This is a genomic window from Paenibacillus sp. FSL L8-0708, from assembly GCF_038009325.1.
Lineage (GTDB): Bacteria > Bacillota > Bacilli > Paenibacillales > Paenibacillaceae > Paenibacillus_AQ > Paenibacillus_AQ odorifer.
Genome location: NZ_JBBPBC010000001.1, coordinates 1,333,837 through 1,352,068, shown reverse-complemented (window position 1 = coordinate 1,352,068; position 18,232 = coordinate 1,333,837). Strand labels below are relative to the sequence as shown.

The following is an 18,232-nucleotide window of genomic DNA, read 5'->3' as shown; positions in this document are numbered from 1 at the left end:
CCAATAATGGAGACTGGCTTCTTGTTGTCGTTCTTTGAGGATCACTGCGGTCTGTCTACTTTACGCTTCCCGCCTCAACATGCGGCGGACGCATCGTCAAGCTGACCCGGCCCTTCTTCAGGTCAACCCCCATCACCCAGACGGTAACATTGTCTCCTACGGAGACAACGTCCATCGGGTGCTTCACAAAGCTGCCGCTGAGCTGGGAAATATGCACCAGCCCATCGTTTTTGATGCCGATATCGACGAATGCGCCGAAATCGATAACGTTGCGGACGGTTCCCTGCATTTCCATGCCAGGAACCAGGTCCTCGATCTTCAGCACATCGGTGCGGAAGATCGGCAACGGCAGCTCCTCGCGCGGATCGCGGCCCGGACGCTGCAAGCTCTCCAGGATGTCGCGCAGCGTAGGCACGCCGACATCCAGCTTCACAGCCAGCTCCTCGGCATTTTGCACCTCAAGCTGTGAGGCCACTTCTTTGCTGCCAAGCTTATTCACATCGAGGCTTAGCTCACGGAACAAACGATCCACCACCGGATAGGACTCGGGGTGAATAGGCGTGCGGTCCAAGGTGTTGTCTCCACCCGGAATCCGCAGGAAGCCGATACATTGCTCATAGGACTTGGCACCTAGACGAGGTACCTTTTGCAGCTGCTTCCGAGTCGTGAACTTGCCGTTCTCTTCGCGGAATTTAACGATATTCTTAGCAATCGTTCCATTAACCCCTGCTACATAAGAGAGCAAGGCAGGAGATGCCGTATTGACATCTACGCCAACATGGTTAACCGCCGATTCCACGACGGCTTTAAGACTCTCCTCCAGATGCTTTTGGGAGACGTCATGCTGGTACTGTCCCACACCTATAGCTTTCGGATCGATCTTCACCAGCTCCGCCAGCGGGTCTTGCACACGGCGGGCGATAGAAGCCGCGCTGCGCTCCGCTACATCCAGATCCGGGAATTCCTCCTGCGCCAGCTTGGAAGCAGAATAGACACTCGCTCCCGCTTCATTAACGATCAGGTACGCCAGCTCTGGATTGCCAATCTCGGCAATCACTTCTGCCGTAAACTGCTCCGTTTCACGCGAGCCTGTGCCATTGCCGATTACGATGAGCTGAATGCCGTACTTAGCAATCAACTCTTTGAACTTAGCAGCAGCTTCGCGCTTCTTGTTATTCGGCGGCGTCGGATAGGTCACGGCTACCTCTAGCAGCTTACCAGTATCGTCTACAACGGCTAGCTTACATCCAGTACGGTATGCAGGGTCAACCCCCAGAACACAACGCCCCTTGACTGGCGGTTGCAGCAGCAGGCTACGTAGATTGCCAGAGAAGATCGAAATCGCCTGGTTCTCCCCACGTTCGGTCATCTCTCCACGAACTTCGCGCTCTACTGAAGGAGCAATCAAACGTTTGTAGGCATCCTCAGTCACTGCTTCCAGCAGTTCCTTCACCGGGGATGGCCCTTTAATAATTTTCCGTGCAATATAGGCATGAATTTTATCAGTGACGACCTCAATGCCTACCTTTAATATATTTTCACGCTCACCACGGTTAATTGCTAGGATGCGGTGAGGTGGCATTTTGTGTACAGGTTCACGGTAACTATAATAATTTTCGTATACGGATTCTTGTTCTGCATCCTTTGCTTCAGACACAAGAATACCTTGACTTGCTGTATACTGGCGAACCCAAGAGCGGATCGCAGGATCATCTGCTATGTTCTCGGCAATGATGTCCAGTGCGCCTTGCAGCGCTTGGTCTGCGCTCTCTACTCCCTTTTCCACATCAATATATTTCGATGCTTCAGTCTGCGGGTCCCCTTGTCTTTGCTGCTCCAAGATCCAGTTAGCCAGCGGCTCAAGTCCTTTTTCCTTCGCAACACTAGCCCGCGTCTTACGCTTTTGCTTGAAGGGACGATACAAGTCCTCTACTTCCTGAAGCTTGACCGCATTGATAATTTGCTCATGAAGCTCCTTGGTCAGCTTGCCCTGCTCTTCAATATTGCGTATAACGTCTTTTTTACGTTCGCCTAGATTGCGAAGATAACCCAGCCGTTCTTCAATATCACGAAGCGCATTCTCGTCCAGCTCACCCGTCATTTCCTTCCGATATCTGGCGATAAACGGAATGGTATTTCCCTCATCCAGCAGTCCTACCGTAGTGCGTACCTGTTTCAGACTAATGTTCAATTCCTTGGCAATCGCTATGGTTATCAATTCCTGCTCCCGCTGTGCGTTTGCCTCATCCGTAATGACTTCCGTATTGCTGTTATCTACCGCCATTAGTATCCCTCTTCCCGTACACAATCTGCTTATACATATCTTGATCTCATAATTAAAATAGTATCACAGATTCGGCTCTGCACCAAAGACCAGCCCGAATAGCGCGCTTTGTACTGAACCGCTGTGCGATAAAGCGAGGCATGGTAGAGTGGTCAGAGCCCGGATTCGGCGATTACGCCCGCTGTCCCATTCCCCGTTTGCCGGAACTCAGTGACAATACAAAACACAAAGCCAGAACGAGCGCGGCTGCCCCATATGGGAAGTTAATACTAAGATCAAACAAATACCCTGCGACGATAGGCCCAGCAATATTTCCGAGACTTGTATAAGCTGAGTTCATTCCCGCTACGAAACCTTGCTGCGATTCTCCGGCCATCTTGGAAAGCTGTGTGCCTACTGCTGGACGCAGAATATCCATTGCAAAGAACACAATAAAGGTAACCGTAATAATCGCCCAAAAGCCGCTTACAAACAAGGTCAGCAGAATAAACAATGATGAGACTATAAGACAAGTGGAGATCACCTTGTTCTCCCCGAATTTATTCAAGATCCAGCCAAACGCGGACACCTGCACCACCGCACCTGCAATAGAACCAAAGGTAATTACAAAAGCGATATCCTTAGGCGTAAAGCCAAATTTATGGTCCACGAACAATCCGAACACCGTTTCATAATTAGCCAGCCCAAAAGCCATGACAAATACAATAATTAAGCCGAAAAAATACGGTTCGCGATAAGAACGCATCAGCTGCGTCAAGAAGCTTTCCTGATTATTTTTTGATAACGTCGCTTCCTTACGTTTCTCTTCAGACAGAGACTCAGGCAAAATTAAAACTGTAATTAGAGCTGCAACTCCAGCTGCACCCGCTGCACAGAAAAAGGGTACCCGCATTCCAAGCTCAGCAAGATAACCGCCAATCCCAGGACCAATAATAAAGCCGGTGGTAATGGCTGCATTAATTAGCCCCATTCCTTTAGCTCTCTCTTCAAAAGAAGTCGTGTCCGCTACATAAGCCATAACTGCCGGCATAATTAAAGCAGCTCCTGCACCACCAAGCAATCTCGAAACGAACAAGAGCCAGGGTACATTGGCCAGACCAAAAATCAGCTCCGATATCGCAAACACGATCAAACCTGCTACAATCACCTTTTTTCTACCGATTCTGTCGGATAATCTGCCGGCAAATGGCGATATTAATAATTGGGCAAGCGAGAAGGAGGCGACCAAGAGACCGACAGTACTTCCGCTGATCCCAAGCTCATTCATGTAGGTTGGCATTATTGGGACTACTAGCCCAATTCCAGTAAAAGCCAGAAAAATATTAAGCATAACAAGCAGCATAGCGCCTCTGTTTCTAAGTAACAATGACATTGTATTAACCCTCCGTGTGTTTAAAGCCAAAACTTCGAATATTATGCATGTTAAGACCGACCATCCGGTCTAAATAATAGTAAAAAAATAACCCTTCCTATTCCGGTGCCTTTGAGAAGCTTCAGCCTTCATGTTCCTGAATGTAAAGCTTCTTTTCATGCCCCTCGTTATCTTACCCCGTACGGATCCCTTGTAATAATAAATTTACTGCTTCCCGGTAATATTTTTTTATATCCTCCTGGGTCTTCTCATGAATCGAGAATTCAGAAACTCTTCCAATCCCTTCAAGCATGCCACTCACGATGATTACATAGTTCTCTAAGTCGCCTTTTACCAAATATCCCGTTTCAATACCTTCCTTCAAAAGATCACGACAAGCATGTGAGGCTGCTTCATAAAGAAGTGAAAGCCGCTTGCTAATCTCTTCCGGGTGGCATCTGCTTCTGGAGAATTCCTCGAGCGCATGAATCAATGGATTCTGAAAATCATTTGCGTAGTGTTCGGCTAACGCATAAAATCGTTCTTCGATCCCTACAATTTCCTGTTTCTTATCATCCCACGCTTGCAGCCACTCTAACGTATCCACTTCCACTACAAATAGAAAAAGCTCATCCTTGCTCGGAAAATGGTGATACAGACTGCCTTTACTGACATTCGAGGCTACACAAACTTCATTCATAGTTACGGCAGCATAACCCTTCTGTACAAACAGCTGCGTGGCCTTGCGCACAATTCTTTTTTTAGTTTCTTCTCCGTCTGAGCGTCCTTTGATTCTAAGCACCTCCTAAACCGACCGTACGGTCTAATAATATCAGATCATTTTCAAAAAGTGAAGACCTAACGATTCTTTATTTACTATACGCAAAAACGCACATTAAAAGACGCCCGGATTCGTACCCGAGCGCCAATCTCATGAGTTATCTATAACCTAGGGTGATTAAAAATCAATCAGACCAAGGCTGATTTGCAGCGATTCATCCACCTTTTTCATCGTTTCATCATCAAGGTGGGTGATCTTGTCAGTTAAGCGTTGTTTGTCAATCGTCCTAACCTGTTCCAGCAAAATAACAGAATCTCTGTCAAAGCCATGAGCAGCTGCGTCAATTTCCACATGTGTAGGTAACTTAGCCTTCTGGATTTGGGCTGTGATTGCAGCCACAATTACCGTCGGGCTAAAGCGATTGCCAATATCGTTCTGGATGACCAGAACTGGCCTTACTCCGCCTTGTTCAGAACCTACAACCGGCGAAAGATCAGCAAAAAAAACATCGCCACGTTTAACGATCAATGTCTACACCCCGCTTACTAAGCGGCCAAGAGTGCTGTCTGCATCTTCCTCCGCGAGGAAAGCCTCGCATGCCATGGTCAAGTTGATCTTAGCCATTTCCATGTAGCCGCGCTGCATGGACTCCCGGATGGAACGTTTCCTCCGTTCGCTCAAGTACAGCTTCATGGCCTGCCTAATCAATTCACTCCGGTTGGAATTCTCCAATTGAACAATTCCGTCCACTTCCTGCAAGAGATGATCGGGCAAGCTGATCATGATTCTTTTGGTGTTCTGCAAATTAGCCACCTTCTCTTCCACCCCCACAAACCTTCTGCCCTTGTGTTCCAGTGTTACAATATACAAGGAATTTTATACAAGGAATATATGCCGCCAGTATATCAAGTATGCTGCATCCCATTATAAACTAGAAATGGTGGTTCGTATAGGCTTTTAGTCACATCTCCTAATACGATACAATTCCTTCTATTTTCTCCCTTGTATAACATCACTGTCAAGAACTTTCAGTTTGTGAGCAGAGCATTTACTAATTTAGGAAGTGTGCCTTCACTTATATAAACGCGGGGCACCCGATGAGCCAACATGCAGATAACCTCGTAGTGAATTGTTCCAAGCTGGAGAGCCAACTCGTCTGCCGTGATCATCACGTCAGCTTGACGGCCGATGAGAACAACTTCTTCGCCTGCTTTAATTTGTTCCGCTTCTGCAGCGAAAGATTTGAGTGATACCATACACTGATCCATGCAGATTGTTCCGACGACAGGAACGCGGCGTCCACGTATTAGCACCTCCGCTTTGCCAGTTAGCATGCGGGAATATCCATCTGCGTACCCCACAGGTAGCGTTGCAATAATCTCCTCGCTCTCTGTGATGTACCTAGTGCCGTAACTGACGCCCCAACCGGCAGGCAGGCTTTTGACATATACAACCTGCGTCTTCAGCGTCAATACCGGACGTAGTTCTACCAGTTGACGGTTCACCTCTGTGGAGGGATAAAATCCGTACAAGCTGATGCCTACACGCACCATGTTGCTGGATAAATAAGGTGAATCAATGGCCGTAGCGCTATTGCCCGTATGTATGATCGGGATCTGAATGTTCTGCTCCCGCAGCGTTTCCGCCACGCTCATGAACCGTCGATGCTGTTCCAGTGTATAGCTTTTGTCTTGTTCGTCTGCCTTGGCAAAATGGGTAAACATACCCTCCAGCTCCGCCTGCGCAACAGACTGCACTTCAGAGATAAACGCAGGTGCGTCAGCTGGTAAAAGACCCAGTCGTCCCATCCCGCTATCAATCTTGATATGCACCTTCAGCCGATGTTCCGGATCTATAGGAAGCTGTCTTATAGCCTCCAGTACCTCCGGTGTGAACAGTGTTACAGTTACATGGTTCTCCCAGGCAACGGCTATTCCTTCTGGGGAAGTGTAGCCAAGCACCAGTATAGGAATCAGTATTCCCGCCTGACGCAGCTCCAATGCTTCATCCAAAAAAGCCACACTAACATAATCTGCTCCGAGTCTTTCCAGCTCCCGTGTCACTTCCACTGCTCCATGGCCGTACGCATTTCCTTTGACGCATCCCATAAACTTTGTCTCTGCCGGCAAGTAGCGGCGAAAGGCTTCGTAATTGGCACGCAAATCATCCAGATTAATTTCGGCTACTGTCGGTCGATAGCTTGCTTGCACTTCAAGTCACCTTCTTACGTTGTAGTAAAACGTCATTGCTGCATTGCATTAATCATTGTCTTAGTACCAATGGTAATGCTACAGAAGGTGGCTGTCAATGTGTGCTGGAGCCCCGGCAAATAAAGAAAAGCGGATACTACGTTGTAGAGGAAAGAATCCCACAAAACGCAGTATCCGCCTACTTTTTATTATTTACCCGATTGTGCCTCCATAGAAGCGGCAATTTGCATCATTTCATTAGCAGGAAGATTGGCACTTGTAATTCGGTACTCTACTCCCTCAGACATCCAAGTCAATGTCTGCTGCTCATCCCCACTCAGAACTCCCCATGTAAAACCAAGGTCTTTCAGGGTTCCAGGCGCCAGTGCTACCGCACGGTCCAGTGGACGGGATTCCATAATAGTGTACTGATAAATCCCATCATATCGGATGAGAACAGCATGGTCTTTGTTCCCCTCCAATTTATGCGAGTCCTTAAACTCTACACCAGCTGGAATATAATCAGGTTCAATGATCCCAAAGTCTCCAAGCTCTGCAGCCACTGGTTGCTCAGCCGGTTCTTGGCCTTCAGGAGCTGTAATTGGATTACCATTCTCATCAACCTCAGCTACTGTGCTCTCTGCGGACTTACCCGAGGCCATGTTCTTTTCCATATCAAAAGAATCCTTGGTGAAATCCGTATCGAATTTGAAGGTGTCAAACTTCACGTTTACAACTACCTTCGCTTCAGAATCCGAGACTTGAACCTGTTTAGGTTCATAAGTCTTTTTATCAAGCCAAATCTTTTGCCGTACAAGGGCATTGCTTTGATAATTCGCGGCTACCTCGAACACATAGTTATCCCCATCTTCCACAAATTGGCGATTATTATCCGAAACTATGCCACGAACCAACGTCTGATACAGATAGACCTGACCTTGATCATCCGGCCAATCGCTTTGGAAACGGAAGCTCTTATTCATACTTGGTGTGAGTACGAACACTCCCTCATCATTACGAAGTACGATCTGCGTAATATCCTTCTGAACATTTGCCAAGCTGATCCGGTAGTAGGAAGGATTCTTGTACCATACCTCTACCTTATACTCCTGCGGCTGTTCCCCGGTATACAGGGTCATTGTGCCAGAACCTTGGTACGTTCCCTGCTTACTTTCCAACTTGTCAGCCACATTGTTCAAATCCTTGACTACGGAAGCGGCATCCTTCTTCCCGCACCCCGTCATCACCAGGGCCACGCTCATAATGATCGCGAGTACCCATGTTATCCGGCGCATGACATCATCCCCTTAACCTGTTTTGAATGCATTGATTAGTACATGTCTATGAGGGACTTGGCCGCAATATGCAGACGGGCATGACAAGCGTGCAGCATTGATTTATTTTATGAGCTCCAACAAGCTAAAAAGCCCGCGCACAGCGCTGGCTCTATACTTCATCAGAAGTTGCAATATCATTATGTAGGGTGTTTTAACCATTCTCTTCAATTCTCGTTATCACTATGTACTGCTTTATTGTACTGATTAATTAATTCATCTAATCTCATGGACTGTCTGATCACATTTGGATGCGAAAGCCCTCCATGTTGCCTCTCCATCAAATAAAGTTTGTTTCTAGCACCCTCTATTCTCTTTTGGATAATTTCCTGATCATTCATTAACACTACCTCCCTAATGTAATATTTTAGAGGTATATGTCAAATTCTTAATTTTACATTGAAGTGCATTACTAGAATTGAAAAAAAAGCGATTCCAGATTTAATCAGAGAACTCTCTTGATTGATATCTTCTATGAAACTATCACTACTAAGCACTGTCAATAACAAAGCAATTTTTCTTTTCATTGATTCTAAGCAGATTCTGGTACTCCTTCTGCGTTTCTAAAGATGCAGTATGCCGAAGCTGCTCAAACATTCCGACACACTTAATTATACATGATTCGTTATTAATCCTGACAGAATTATCCAAACTATCCATTATATATTTTATACTAAGCTCATATTTTCCTCTTCTTATATAATACAATGCTATTTCAGCCATAAAAAAAGTGTATCTGTCTTCGATAATTTGTCGATTATAACATTTAAGATTTCTCTGCTGATCTCTAAAATCTGATATTTCTTGCTCAAACCGCTGAAGAATATCATCCACATTAAAATCATAGTGATTGGCTGCCTGAAGGATTTTGAACAGGCCTGGAAGAAATTCTTCTTTTCTATCTTCAATATAGGTCACATATTCCGGAAGCATTGCTGCATCACCTTTTAAAATTTTCAGCAAAAAAATATTAGCCTGCGCCCAACCCATACATTGATTCATGAGTTGCAAATCTTCCTCCGTATCCTCACGAATCCAGCTCATGTCCATGTAAAGGTTGATATAATGCAATGCTCTATCATAATCTCCAAGCTCTCTGTAAACTACTGAACGTAACACATAAGAATATAAAATATATGAAAATAAGGGCATTGCAGGTTCCTTTTGTACCCCGTTTTTTCTGGCTCGCTCATTATTATACTTATATTGAATGGATGCTTTTTTGCCCAATTCCTTAGTCATTACCATTACCTTATCCCAATGCCTCAAAGCGCTATATGTATTCGCCAGAACCTTCAGTGCGTCAAGCTGATCAACTTCATCAAGCCGATTTACAAAGCCCTCAAACTGCACCGCTGCCCGCAAATTTACATCCTGATCGCCCCCTAGAGCAATCGTAAACAATCTGTATTGGCAAAAAGCCAGCCGCTCTGAATGCTGATACTTCTCACTCTCCGCCACACTCCGGTATAACAACGCTGCAGCTTCATATTTCCCTTGTGCAAAGAAATCTTCTGCTGTATCAAACAACGGGTGTGTATAAGATAGGCTGTCCATCATGATTCCAATCACCCGGCTTATACATTCCAGCTTATCTAGTTCAGCACAGCGATATAGAAAAGGTCGAAGACGTCTCCAATTGGGATTGGAATGTATAAAACACTCCTCCACATACATATCGTAAAAGCAGCCTTCCTCTAATCCCATACCTTTTGTAATCCGATCTAATTGCTGCATGGCTATAGGACGATTCCCATTCATAATGTTGCTAATCGTGCCTGAATTTACTTTAGATACCTCTGCGAATTGATTAATTGTTATTCCATTCTTCTTGAGGTAGTCCGCCAGTTCTGCACGAATGGTCATCTGCTTCATGATCAAAGCCACCTTTCGCCATCATGATTCATATATAGATCAATAGTATTTAAATAATAATATGTCTAATTATTCCAGTGGTCAAATACTTTTTTTGACTCAATTGATTATACATTTATTCAATTAGTGATGTATAAAATACAAATTAGCCGAATGTAAAAAACCACCAGAACACAAGGTGTATTAGACCTTTTCTGGTGGCTTTTCTAATGCTACTTCTATCCATCGTTATTCAATACATGCATTTAAATTCAACTAAGAACTAGGTTTAATCATCATGTCCAGCTTATTTATATAAGGGCCGAGCGCTTCAATTAACTTCTCTTGGTTTTGTATCTCCTCTTTCGAAAGCCGATCCATATGAACACTTCCATCTGCATCAAATACCTTGGCATCATAGCTTTGCAACTCATTTATTAATTGTTCGATCTCCGCAAACTCTTCTTTAGTAAGCCTCTGTTCTGCTTTTTCCAGCAAGCCATCCCAGAAAGTATCACGATCAACGACAGCCGCCTTTGCCTTAGGGATTTCCGTTTCATTCATTTTCTCAAAATAAGGTTTAAGCTCAACCTGTAAATCGTTATATGCCTTTTGATCCTTCGCACTTAACTGTTCCAGGTGAAAGACTCCTTCAGCATCGGCCATTTGCAGATTGTAAGCTCCCAATTCCTCTAGTAATGACATCAATTTTGTGAATTCCTCTTCGTTAAAACTTTGCTTCGCGCTCTGCAGCTTGGCTTCAAGCCTGTCATATTGTTGCTGGGTTACTCCAATCGTAGCAGCAGTTGCTTGTGAGCCATACAGGGTATCCGCCAAATAATTATATCCGGCATATGCTCCAGTAGGAATTAATAATGCAGCCGCCAAAATGCTTGCTACAAGCCATTTTTTCATTCGTCTTCCCCCTAACCTAGTCTCGGTCTGATTTAGTATTTGCTCCTTCAGTTCCGGTGGGGCACTTAGATTTCTCGCCTCTTCCTGCAGAACTGTCCGTAACTCTTCATTGAAATTCATGCAGGTCCTCCACCTTTCCCTTAAAAAGAGTATGATTTTCTGGCTTCTGACGAAGCTTATGCAGTGCAGCATGAATACGGGATTTCACCGTACCCAGAGGGATACCCAGTATCGCGGCACTTTCTTCCTGTGAATATTCATTTAAATAGTGCAGAATAATCACCTGCTTCAGCTTAAATGGAAGACGATCAACACTTGCTAGTAGACGGCGGTTAGCTAACCTGTCCACAACATCACTAGTGAAATCAGGTTCCATCCTTAGATCAGTCTGCTCTACTTTTTTGACCATTCGGAGATGCGTCCACCTCTTTCTTCGATAGGCATGAATTTGCCGCATAACCAGCCCCATAAGCCAAGGCCTAAAAGGACGATTGACGTCAAATTGCTCAAGCGACCGGTGCATCTGAATATAAATCTCCTGAACAACATCATCCACATCGGAGGTTTCGCGAACGAGAAAATGAACGGTCTGATACACATCCCGAATGGTTGCTTCATATAGTTCACTGTACGCTTCACGGCTGCCGGCTAGCGTAAGCGCAATGAGCTGAGAATATTCATTTGGATGTTTCATCCCTCTCAATCCCTCCCTCGGTCTTACACTATGTATTGGTACATAGAGAATAAATCGTTCGATTTATTTTTTACTCTGCAGCGGCTTAATGGAGTAGATGAAGTAAGCCGAGGCTGACCGCCAGCTGAACAGATTATGGACAGGTGGAAGCTGATGTTCGGCTTTGCTTGAGCAGATTATAGACAGGTGGAAGCTAGTCTTCAGCTTGGCTTGAGCAAATTATGGGCGGTGGAAGCTAGTCTTCAGCTTGGCTTGAGCAGATTATGGGCGGTGGAAGCTAGTCTTCAGCTTTGCTTGAGCAGATTATGGGCGGTGGAAGCTAGTCTTCAGCTTTGCTTGAACAGATTAAGGGCAGGTGGAAGCTGATGTTCGGCTTTGCTTGAACAGATTATGGGCGGTGGAAGCTAGTCTTCAGCTTTGCTTGAACAGATTATGGGCAGGTGGAAGCTGATGTTCGGCTTTACACGCCAGCTTTGGCCGGATCCCGCAGAAATCTATGAGATAACTGCATTCTGTACACTTATTCCATATGCAAAAAGGTTTACTCTGATTTTAAGTGTATTCTATACAATTAAAAAGCGGAGAAACTTCCTATAGTGGGATAAATCGTGAAAATAAGTGTACGAAATACAATTATATCCATCCAAGCGTTATTTCGCAGAAATATAGTTGTACGAAGTACAGCTATATTCTCCCACTCATTGTTTGCATGTGCCCTCAATAAAGCGAAAGAGGGGAGATCCATATGGATCATCCCCTTGCCTATATATACTCGAACAGTAACCGCCTATCTCTCTAAAAAATCAGTCAGCGGATAGACTCAGCAACTTTGATCAAATCATTCTTGTCCAAGCTAGCTGATGTTACACCGTATAAGACTCCATTGGCTTCCCAGTCCAACCCTTTTCCATTAACCAATACAGCATCAGCTCCGTTAATCTTCACTTTTTCGATGGTGCCATCCGTCGACATCTCATAAGCCGTTTCGGAATCAGCGTGCCGCTGCTGCATCGAGATGATCTCATCGGTAGCTTCATTAACAAAATATAAATTAATATATTTGCTGTTGATTACTTCACCATTGCTATCCTTATAAAACTCTGCACGATCAAAGGTATAACCGTCTGGCAAATACTCCGGCAATCCCACATTAAAAATCGTATATTCATTTAGCTTGCTAGAATCCCTCTCGATCAGCAATTCCGCTTTCTCTTGATCCCTCTCAGATTGCGTAACCAGTCTGCCGTCTTCAACTCCGACGATTTTTTCCCCATCAGCATTGTAGATATCACCTGCCTTTTGAGCAGCGTCGAGGGTCACAAGCGCATTTCCTTTGCTATCAAAAATCTTCCCCTTAAAGTCATCCGGAATCACGTTGGAATCCGCAGAAAATTCTACTTCATGGGCTACAATATGGCCTAAGTTTATCGTTTGCAATACTTTCATTAACAGCTCCTGTGCAAATGACGGCTGCACAAAAGTTACACTTAATACGCTAACCACTAGCAAAGTTGCCAGCATAACAGCAGGACGTCTTAATCTATGTTTTGTATGCAATCCTTTCTCCTCCTTTTGGCCGGCATACTTTCTCCGAGCCTTATTCAGAATGGCTGTTTTGTCAGAGCCCTCGCTGAAATCTTTATGGGCCAGAACCCTGCCTAGCTCCAGCAGCTCCTTGTACTCCCCAGCACCCTTTAAATCATTTGCCGCTCCATATATACTTTCATCTAAATCTGCTGAGAACTTCTGCTGTATGTCTTTACTGTTCATAGCTGCTCCACGCTCCCTATTTCAGTCTTCAGCTTTTTCATAGTCCGGTAGAGTATCACACCGATATTGCTCTCCGAAATTCCCGTAACCTGGGCAATCTCTCTGTTTCTCAGATTAGCACCAAATTTAAGAGCCACAATATTCCGCTCCTTTGAGCTCAATGTATTCAAGGCTTCGTTAAGCCTTCCACTACGTTCTCCCTGGAGGATCAAACATTCTGGATCTTTTCTGCTAGAAACCAGTTCCTTGACGGCATCCAGCGAAAAGAAACTTTTCCTTTTAAAACTCCGGTAATGATCATTGACCACATTTCTGGCAATGGCGAATAACCATACCTCTAAAGGAGCTTTTTCCTGAGAATAGGTCGATAGTTTCGCCAACATTTTCTCAAAAACAAGGCTTGTCAGATCCTCAGCCGTATGGAGAGAACTAACCCGGTAAGCGATGTAGTTGAATATTCTTTTATAGTAGGTTTCAAAAATCGTTGTGAACAAAACATTTATGTCAGTATTTTCCTGTATATTCTCTTTAACAAAAGGATGAAGCAATGCGCGCTCATGCATCAATCTAACTCTCCTTTCCCACCAAATTTTCACTTAGCTAAGTAAATTCATCAGTTAATACGATATATTTCCAATTTCATTACAAGATATAAAAAAAAGAAGGGTTCCAGCGCTAAATTCAGTCTTTCTAACCAAGCTACAGTAACCCGTCAACTTGACAAGCTTATTATAGCTTCTATATATTTTAGTAACTAAAGTAAATTGGAGCGAGGCAATGTTATGAGCACAAAGGAAGAGAAACAAAATGCTATCCATAAGGTCATGGAATCTATGGCAAATGTGCAGCAGAAATCCCAGTTTTTCATTGATATGATCACTAAAAAGGAAACCCTGACTCACAATCAGATCATGCTGCTGTTTCAACTCCGGCTTACCGGAAGCTTGAACATTACTGACATCTCTGAACGCTTCGTGGTCACACCCGGAGCCGCTTCTTCCATGTGCGATAAACTTGAGGAAGCCGGACTTATTGAACGGGTGCGGACTAAAGAAGACCGCAGAGTTGTCAATATTGTCCTTACAGAACAAGGCGATCAGCGTATCCATACAATATTTGAAGCATTTCCTACCTCAGATCTGAATAAAATCTCCGGAACTTTAGAACAAATAAATAAATTGATGGAACAAATGATGCACTAACAGCCTTCATTTTGCTCCTTATCAGCTATACTCTTTTCTATAAACACTGTCTGTCAGGAAACTGACGGCAGTGTTTTTTATGTTAAACTCCCAAATTATTATATTGACTATATATTATAATGAATATATATTTTAATCATTAAAATATATTTTGAAGGACGGTACTGTAAATGTCCAATAATAACAATACTTATGAACGTACTGACATGATCGATCCACCGTTGAAGGTAAGAGGTTCGCTGTTTGTCCGAGAGAATATTCGTGCGGTCACTGTTGATGTGTTTGGCCACTTAAGTACTAAAAGTAGTGTCTCGACATCAAAACTCAAAGTATCTGGCGACTGTACAATTGGGGGGAATTGTAAGGCCAATCAGGTAAACAATCTAGGGAGTCTGCGCGTTCAAAATATCCAAGCAGATAATCTCCGATCTTCTGGATACATGTCCGTAGCAGAAAATGCTGCGGCCGGGACTTTTTATGCTGAAGGTGCTGTGAACATAAAGAGACTAAATGCAGATTCATCGATTGAGATCCGTTTAGGCAATAGAAGCACAGTCGAGGTTATGAGAGCTGGCGGTGACATTATCGTTAAACCCTCCTCCAAGTTGATTAATGCGCTGATGCACCCTTTTCGAAAACTTACCTGCACAACGATTGAAGGAACTAGCATAACGTTATACCGGACGACAGCTGACCTTGTGTGCGGTGAAGAAATCATCGTCGGACCGGGTTGTACCATTGGGGAAATCCGCTATAGCAAAAGTCTAACGGTGGATCTTAAGTCGCAAGTTGACCGAACTGTATTTTTAAACCAATAAAGGAGAGTCTACATGGAAAAAATCACTCATTTGTCAGGAGCCACTGTACTCAAAAATATCGCCAAAGGTGCCACCATCTTGTTCTGTGTACCGATCCTTAGTGTCTGGGCCGTGGGGAGTGTTGTCTGTGCAATCATTGCACCTATCGGTGGTGTGCTAGGTATTGTTGGCATCAAAGGGATAGGACTAAATGCCTTCCCAGATTATGATTTCCCGAACATTCTCAGCCTTCCAATTGGTCTGTGCCTCTCCTTACTTTTGTTCATTTCTTTCTATTACACTCGTCGTTTATTGCGTGGATGCCTGCATTTTATAAAAAACTAGCGAACTGTAACAAGCTTGTATTCTCTTTGTTAATAGAAAGTGACCTACAACGCGCTGTTTTATTCTATACTTAAGGGGACTGGACTTTATCCTGGAGGTAATTATGAATAAAATCATCGCTATAGGAGCTATCACGCTCTTTTTGGCCGGATGCGGAGCATCGGCAACCATAGATATGGATACAACAATGGCTATTAATCAAACACAAGCTACTTCAGCACCACTGAAACTAATCGTGGACGGCGAAGCCGTTCTTCCTACTCTCTCCCCTTTTTTCCTAGATGATAAGGTCTATGTACCTGCAAAAGTACTAATGGAATACTACACCTCAGAACAAAAATGGGATAATAACTTAAAGACCTTGACCATCTCTGATGGAAGCAGTAGTTATGTTCTGACGCCGGACAATGAGTATATGCAAGCTGATGGATATCAAACCTCGCTTGAAGGACCAGCTATTCTACGAAATGGTATTTTATATATTCCTGCCGATTCCTTAAACTCTCTGTCTGGTGCCACTGCGCAGCTGAATGCAGCTGGAACTGAAGTATTAATAACATCAGGGGATGTTAGTACTACCGTCAGAACACCCAGCGAACCTCTCGCTATTGCTACAGAAAATGACCAAGTGAAGCTGTATACTGCCCTTAAAGATGGCGGTACCTACGAAGGATTTGTTGTAGAGGTGAACGGTAACAAGCATACATTTGATTGGGAAACACCCAGACTCCTAAGTTACCCTCCTGAGATTCATTATGCCGACATCGATCAGGATGGACAGGAAGAAGTCGTTGTCATTCTGTGGCTCGGAACAGGTACGGGCATGTCCATGCAGGAACTTCACGTGATTAAGCCTAACCCGTGGGAAGAAGTCACTGTCCCTTCTGCAGATAAAGCCGCCTCCGCATTGGTTACGTCAAAAATTTCTAATGAAAAAGGGGACGCCCTGATTCAAATTCAAGTTAAAGGCTCAACTCCATCCATGGTGACTTTGCGATATCCAGATCGTGCTGAGGATGGCAATCTAGGCGAACAAGCCGGCATTGGTGCTGTTACTCACTACGTAGTGGAAGAGGGCAAGCTAAAGGCGGAAACAAATGTTTATATTGGATTTCTGGAGAGTATTGGCACACTAACCTTTGCCTACAAACCGGGAAAAGATGGAACGGAACCCGACTCTATTCGCTTTGAGGTTCATGAGGAATTAGCTTCTTACGTGGAGGGTAAACAGTTATGATTGATGCCCATATACATTTAGAGCAATATGAACCTGAAGTTGCCAAACAGATACTGAGTGAACTGCCTGACATGGGAATTAAAGCCCTTATCGCTGTCTCTATGAATTTGGACTCTTGTATACGCACCCAAAGACTTGCAGCCATAAATCCCGGCGTGGTCCGTCCAGCTTATGGCTTTCATCCAGAGCAACCCCTGCCGCAGGATGCTGAGCTGGCTGCTCTGCTGAAATGGATCGAAAGTCAATCTAGTGAGGATTATATTGCTGTGGGGGAAATCGGGCTGCCTTACTATTCGCGTGCTGAAGCTTTAGAACGTGGCGAAACCTTTGATATGGAGCCCTATATTGAGCTGCTGGATCAGTTGCTTGGGTTAGCTGCCCGTCTCGATAAACCTGTGGTGCTGCATGCTGTCTATGAAGATGCGCTTATTGCTTGTGATCTCCTGGAAAAACATAACATACAGCATGCCCACTTTCACTGGTTCGAAGGTCCAGAAGAAGCCATTGCCCGCATGATGAAGAACGGCTACTATATCTCCTTCACCCCGGATATCCTGTATGAGCCGGAGATACAGGCGCTTGCCCGCCGTTATCCCCCAGAGCTAGTCATGGCTGAAACCGATGGGCCTTGGCCGTTCGAAGGACCTTTTGCGGGGAAAATCACCCATCCGTCTATGATTCGGGAAGTCGCCGCTGCTTGGGGAGCGCTCCATGGTTACACCCCCGGCGAAGCGGAAGAGTTAGTGACTGCGAATACTAAGCGATTTTATAGCTTGTAGATAGTTTCATAGCTTGTAGATAGCTCTATAGACTATAGATAGATCTATTGCTTGTAGATAGTTCTATTGTTAGAGTAGAAGAAAGTCAGTGCCTTAGCTAGAATAGCCTAAAGTCAGACTAACGTTATGATTAAACACAGCTTGGCTTGTGAAGCCGTATTTTTCATAGTGGAAGTACTGTTCACAAGCCAACCTTACTTAATCCAAATCCCCTTACCCATTTTCGTTTCGGTAATATTTTTGCGTACATATTTTTGCGTATGTATTTACGTGGACGTATTTATGCGTACGTATTTATGCGTACGTATTTACTCGTACGTATTTATGCGTACGTAATTTACGCGTATGTATTTACGTGGACGTAGTTTACGCGTACTTATACCTGTACGCATTTATGCGTACGTGTTTATGTGTACTTATTTATGCGTATGTATTTTACGCGTACCCATTTACGTGTATCTAATTACGTGTACGTATTACCTGTACGTAATTACGCGTACGTATTTACTCGTGCGTATTCACTCGTACGTATTTACGTGTGTGAAGCCGCTATCGGACACAGCTGACCTTATATGCAGCAATTCCCCACTTTTGGGATGAGAAAGGACCCCAGAGTCGCTATTGGCATAAAAAACACCCAATAAGGTGCTCTTTTTAAGGAATAACGACGCTGGAGTCCGAAACCATGCTCCAAAGGCTA

At 44.4% G+C, this 18,232-nt stretch carries 19 protein-coding genes; 6 read left to right on the top strand and 13 right to left on the bottom strand.

From position 1 onward, the window contains the following. Positions 1 to 55: 55 nt before the first annotated feature. The 11 genes from NYE58_RS06025 to NYE58_RS05975 all read right to left on the bottom strand — a co-directional run bounded on the left by NYE58_RS06025 (position 56) and on the right by NYE58_RS05975 (position 11,402). On the bottom strand, positions 56 to 2,284 hold the full coding sequence (locus tag NYE58_RS06025) for a Tex family protein (protein ID WP_341001276.1): 2,229 nt from the start codon (positions 2,282 to 2,284) through the stop codon (positions 56 to 58). A 172-nt stretch (positions 2,285 to 2,456) separates the two neighbouring features. Continuing rightward, complete coding sequence (locus NYE58_RS06020; protein WP_076100052.1) at positions 2,457 to 3,656, bottom strand: MFS transporter; 1,200 nt, start codon at positions 3,654 to 3,656, stop codon at positions 2,457 to 2,459. Positions 3,657 to 3,828: 172 nt separating this feature from the next. Next, positions 3,829 to 4,437 carry a TetR/AcrR family transcriptional regulator gene (locus NYE58_RS06015; protein WP_081383506.1) on the bottom strand — a complete coding sequence of 203 codons (609 nt, stop codon included), beginning with the start codon at positions 4,435 to 4,437 and terminating at the stop codon, positions 3,829 to 3,831. Positions 4,438 to 4,593: 156 nt separating this feature from the next. Further along, on the bottom strand, positions 4,594 to 4,944 hold the full coding sequence (locus tag NYE58_RS06010) for a type II toxin-antitoxin system PemK/MazF family toxin (RefSeq protein WP_036686777.1): 351 nt from the start codon (positions 4,942 to 4,944) through the stop codon (positions 4,594 to 4,596). A 3-nt stretch (positions 4,945 to 4,947) separates the two neighbouring features. Further along, on the bottom strand, positions 4,948 to 5,229 hold the full coding sequence (locus NYE58_RS06005) for a CopG family ribbon-helix-helix protein (protein ID WP_025698676.1): 282 nt from the start codon (positions 5,227 to 5,229) through the stop codon (positions 4,948 to 4,950). Positions 5,230 to 5,444: 215 nt separating this feature from the next. Continuing rightward, positions 5,445 to 6,626 carry an alanine racemase gene (alr, locus tag NYE58_RS06000; protein WP_076303358.1) on the bottom strand — a complete coding sequence of 394 codons (1,182 nt, stop codon included), beginning with the start codon at positions 6,624 to 6,626 and terminating at the stop codon, positions 5,445 to 5,447. Positions 6,627 to 6,814: 188 nt separating this feature from the next. After that, positions 6,815 to 7,900 (bottom strand): LolA family protein, encoded by a 1,086-nt coding sequence (locus NYE58_RS05995; RefSeq protein WP_076129533.1) that lies wholly within the window; start codon positions 7,898 to 7,900, stop codon positions 6,815 to 6,817. A gap of 206 nt (positions 7,901 to 8,106) precedes the next feature. Then, complete coding sequence (locus NYE58_RS05990; protein WP_076129534.1) at positions 8,107 to 8,280, bottom strand: aspartyl-phosphate phosphatase Spo0E family protein; 174 nt, start codon at positions 8,278 to 8,280, stop codon at positions 8,107 to 8,109. A gap of 148 nt (positions 8,281 to 8,428) precedes the next feature. Beyond that, a complete protein-coding gene (locus NYE58_RS05985; RefSeq protein WP_341001275.1) occupies positions 8,429 to 9,814 on the bottom strand; it encodes a helix-turn-helix domain-containing protein in 1,386 nt (461 codons plus the stop codon). Positions 9,815 to 10,069: 255 nt separating this feature from the next. After that, a complete protein-coding gene (locus tag NYE58_RS05980) occupies positions 10,070 to 10,828 on the bottom strand; it encodes a DUF3600 domain-containing protein (protein ID WP_076303360.1) in 759 nt (252 codons plus the stop codon). Further along, entirely contained in the window at positions 10,815 to 11,402 is a 588-nt protein-coding gene (locus NYE58_RS05975) for a sigma-70 family RNA polymerase sigma factor (protein ID WP_076303361.1), read from the bottom strand. Before NYE58_RS05975 ends, NYE58_RS05980 begins: the two co-directional genes overlap by 14 nt. A 186-nt stretch (positions 11,403 to 11,588) precedes the next feature. On the opposite strand from NYE58_RS05975, the gene NYE58_RS05970 reads away from it, so the two are divergent. Next, complete coding sequence (locus tag NYE58_RS05970; RefSeq protein ID WP_339823791.1) at positions 11,589 to 11,768, top strand: hypothetical protein; 180 nt, start codon at positions 11,589 to 11,591, stop codon at positions 11,766 to 11,768. 441 nt (positions 11,769 to 12,209) lie between these two features. Here NYE58_RS05970 and NYE58_RS05965 read toward each other — a convergent pair whose 3' ends face one another. Together NYE58_RS05965 and NYE58_RS05960 are read right to left on the bottom strand one after the other, a co-directional pair. After that, positions 12,210 to 13,172 carry a DUF4367 domain-containing protein gene (locus NYE58_RS05965; RefSeq protein WP_076296831.1) on the bottom strand — a complete coding sequence of 321 codons (963 nt, stop codon included), beginning with the start codon at positions 13,170 to 13,172 and terminating at the stop codon, positions 12,210 to 12,212. Further along, positions 13,169 to 13,735 carry a sigma-70 family RNA polymerase sigma factor gene (locus tag NYE58_RS05960; protein WP_036686762.1) on the bottom strand — a complete coding sequence of 189 codons (567 nt, stop codon included), beginning with the start codon at positions 13,733 to 13,735 and terminating at the stop codon, positions 13,169 to 13,171. Before NYE58_RS05960 ends, NYE58_RS05965 begins: the two co-directional genes overlap by 4 nt. A gap of 219 nt (positions 13,736 to 13,954) precedes the next feature. Between NYE58_RS05960 and NYE58_RS05955 the strand changes: the two genes are divergently transcribed. From NYE58_RS05955 to NYE58_RS05935, 5 genes are all read left to right on the top strand, one after another. After that, positions 13,955 to 14,374, top strand: coding sequence for a MarR family winged helix-turn-helix transcriptional regulator (locus NYE58_RS05955; RefSeq protein ID WP_051491478.1), 420 nt, complete (start codon positions 13,955 to 13,957; stop codon positions 14,372 to 14,374). Positions 14,375 to 14,544: 170 nt separating this feature from the next. Continuing rightward, the gene (locus tag NYE58_RS05950) at positions 14,545 to 15,192 is read left to right on the top strand and encodes a hypothetical protein (protein ID WP_036686760.1); all 648 of its coding nucleotides are present in this window, start codon (positions 14,545 to 14,547) and stop codon (positions 15,190 to 15,192) included. A gap of 12 nt (positions 15,193 to 15,204) precedes the next feature. Continuing rightward, positions 15,205 to 15,516 (top strand): hypothetical protein, encoded by a 312-nt coding sequence (locus tag NYE58_RS05945; RefSeq protein ID WP_036686758.1) that lies wholly within the window; start codon positions 15,205 to 15,207, stop codon positions 15,514 to 15,516. 103 nt (positions 15,517 to 15,619) lie between these two features. After that, positions 15,620 to 16,753, top strand: a complete 1,134-nt coding sequence (locus NYE58_RS05940) for a copper amine oxidase N-terminal domain-containing protein (protein WP_340888799.1) — start codon at positions 15,620 to 15,622, stop codon at positions 16,751 to 16,753. After that, entirely contained in the window at positions 16,750 to 17,532 is a 783-nt protein-coding gene (locus NYE58_RS05935; RefSeq protein ID WP_341001274.1) for a TatD family hydrolase, read from the top strand. Before NYE58_RS05940 ends, NYE58_RS05935 begins: the two co-directional genes overlap by 4 nt. Positions 17,533 to 18,232: the final 700 nt, after the last annotated feature.

What these genes read in the sequence shown, in the direction of transcription:
- NYE58_RS06025 (WP_341001276.1), bottom strand. Translation starts at nt 2,284, where the DNA reads ATGGCGGTAGATAACAGCAATACGGAAGTCATTACGGATGAGGCAAAC.
- NYE58_RS06020 (WP_076100052.1), bottom strand. Translation starts at nt 3,656, where the DNA reads ATGTCATTGTTACTTAGAAACAGAGGCGCTATGCTGCTTGTTATGCTT.
- NYE58_RS05995 (WP_076129533.1), bottom strand. Translation starts at nt 7,900, where the DNA reads ATGCGCCGGATAACATGGGTACTCGCGATCATTATGAGCGTGGCCCTG.
- NYE58_RS05990 (WP_076129534.1), bottom strand. Translation starts at nt 8,280, where the DNA reads ATGAATGATCAGGAAATTATCCAAAAGAGAATAGAGGGTGCTAGAAAC.
- NYE58_RS05985 (WP_341001275.1), bottom strand. Translation starts at nt 9,814, where the DNA reads ATGAAGCAGATGACCATTCGTGCAGAACTGGCGGACTACCTCAAGAAG.
- NYE58_RS05980 (WP_076303360.1), bottom strand. Translation starts at nt 10,828, where the DNA reads ATGAATTTCAATGAAGAGTTACGGACAGTTCTGCAGGAAGAGGCGAGA.
- NYE58_RS05975 (WP_076303361.1), bottom strand. Translation starts at nt 11,402, where the DNA reads ATGAAACATCCAAATGAATATTCTCAGCTCATTGCGCTTACGCTAGCC.
- NYE58_RS05965 (WP_076296831.1), bottom strand. Translation starts at nt 13,172, where the DNA reads ATGAACAGTAAAGACATACAGCAGAAGTTCTCAGCAGATTTAGATGAA.
- NYE58_RS05960 (WP_036686762.1), bottom strand. Translation starts at nt 13,735, where the DNA reads ATGCATGAGCGCGCATTGCTTCATCCTTTTGTTAAAGAGAATATACAG.
- NYE58_RS05955 (WP_051491478.1), top strand. Translation starts at nt 13,955, where the DNA reads ATGAGCACAAAGGAAGAGAAACAAAATGCTATCCATAAGGTCATGGAA.
- NYE58_RS05950 (WP_036686760.1), top strand. Translation starts at nt 14,545, where the DNA reads ATGTCCAATAATAACAATACTTATGAACGTACTGACATGATCGATCCA.
- NYE58_RS05945 (WP_036686758.1), top strand. Translation starts at nt 15,205, where the DNA reads ATGGAAAAAATCACTCATTTGTCAGGAGCCACTGTACTCAAAAATATC.
- NYE58_RS05940 (WP_340888799.1), top strand. Translation starts at nt 15,620, where the DNA reads ATGAATAAAATCATCGCTATAGGAGCTATCACGCTCTTTTTGGCCGGA.
- NYE58_RS05935 (WP_341001274.1), top strand. Translation starts at nt 16,750, where the DNA reads ATGATTGATGCCCATATACATTTAGAGCAATATGAACCTGAAGTTGCC.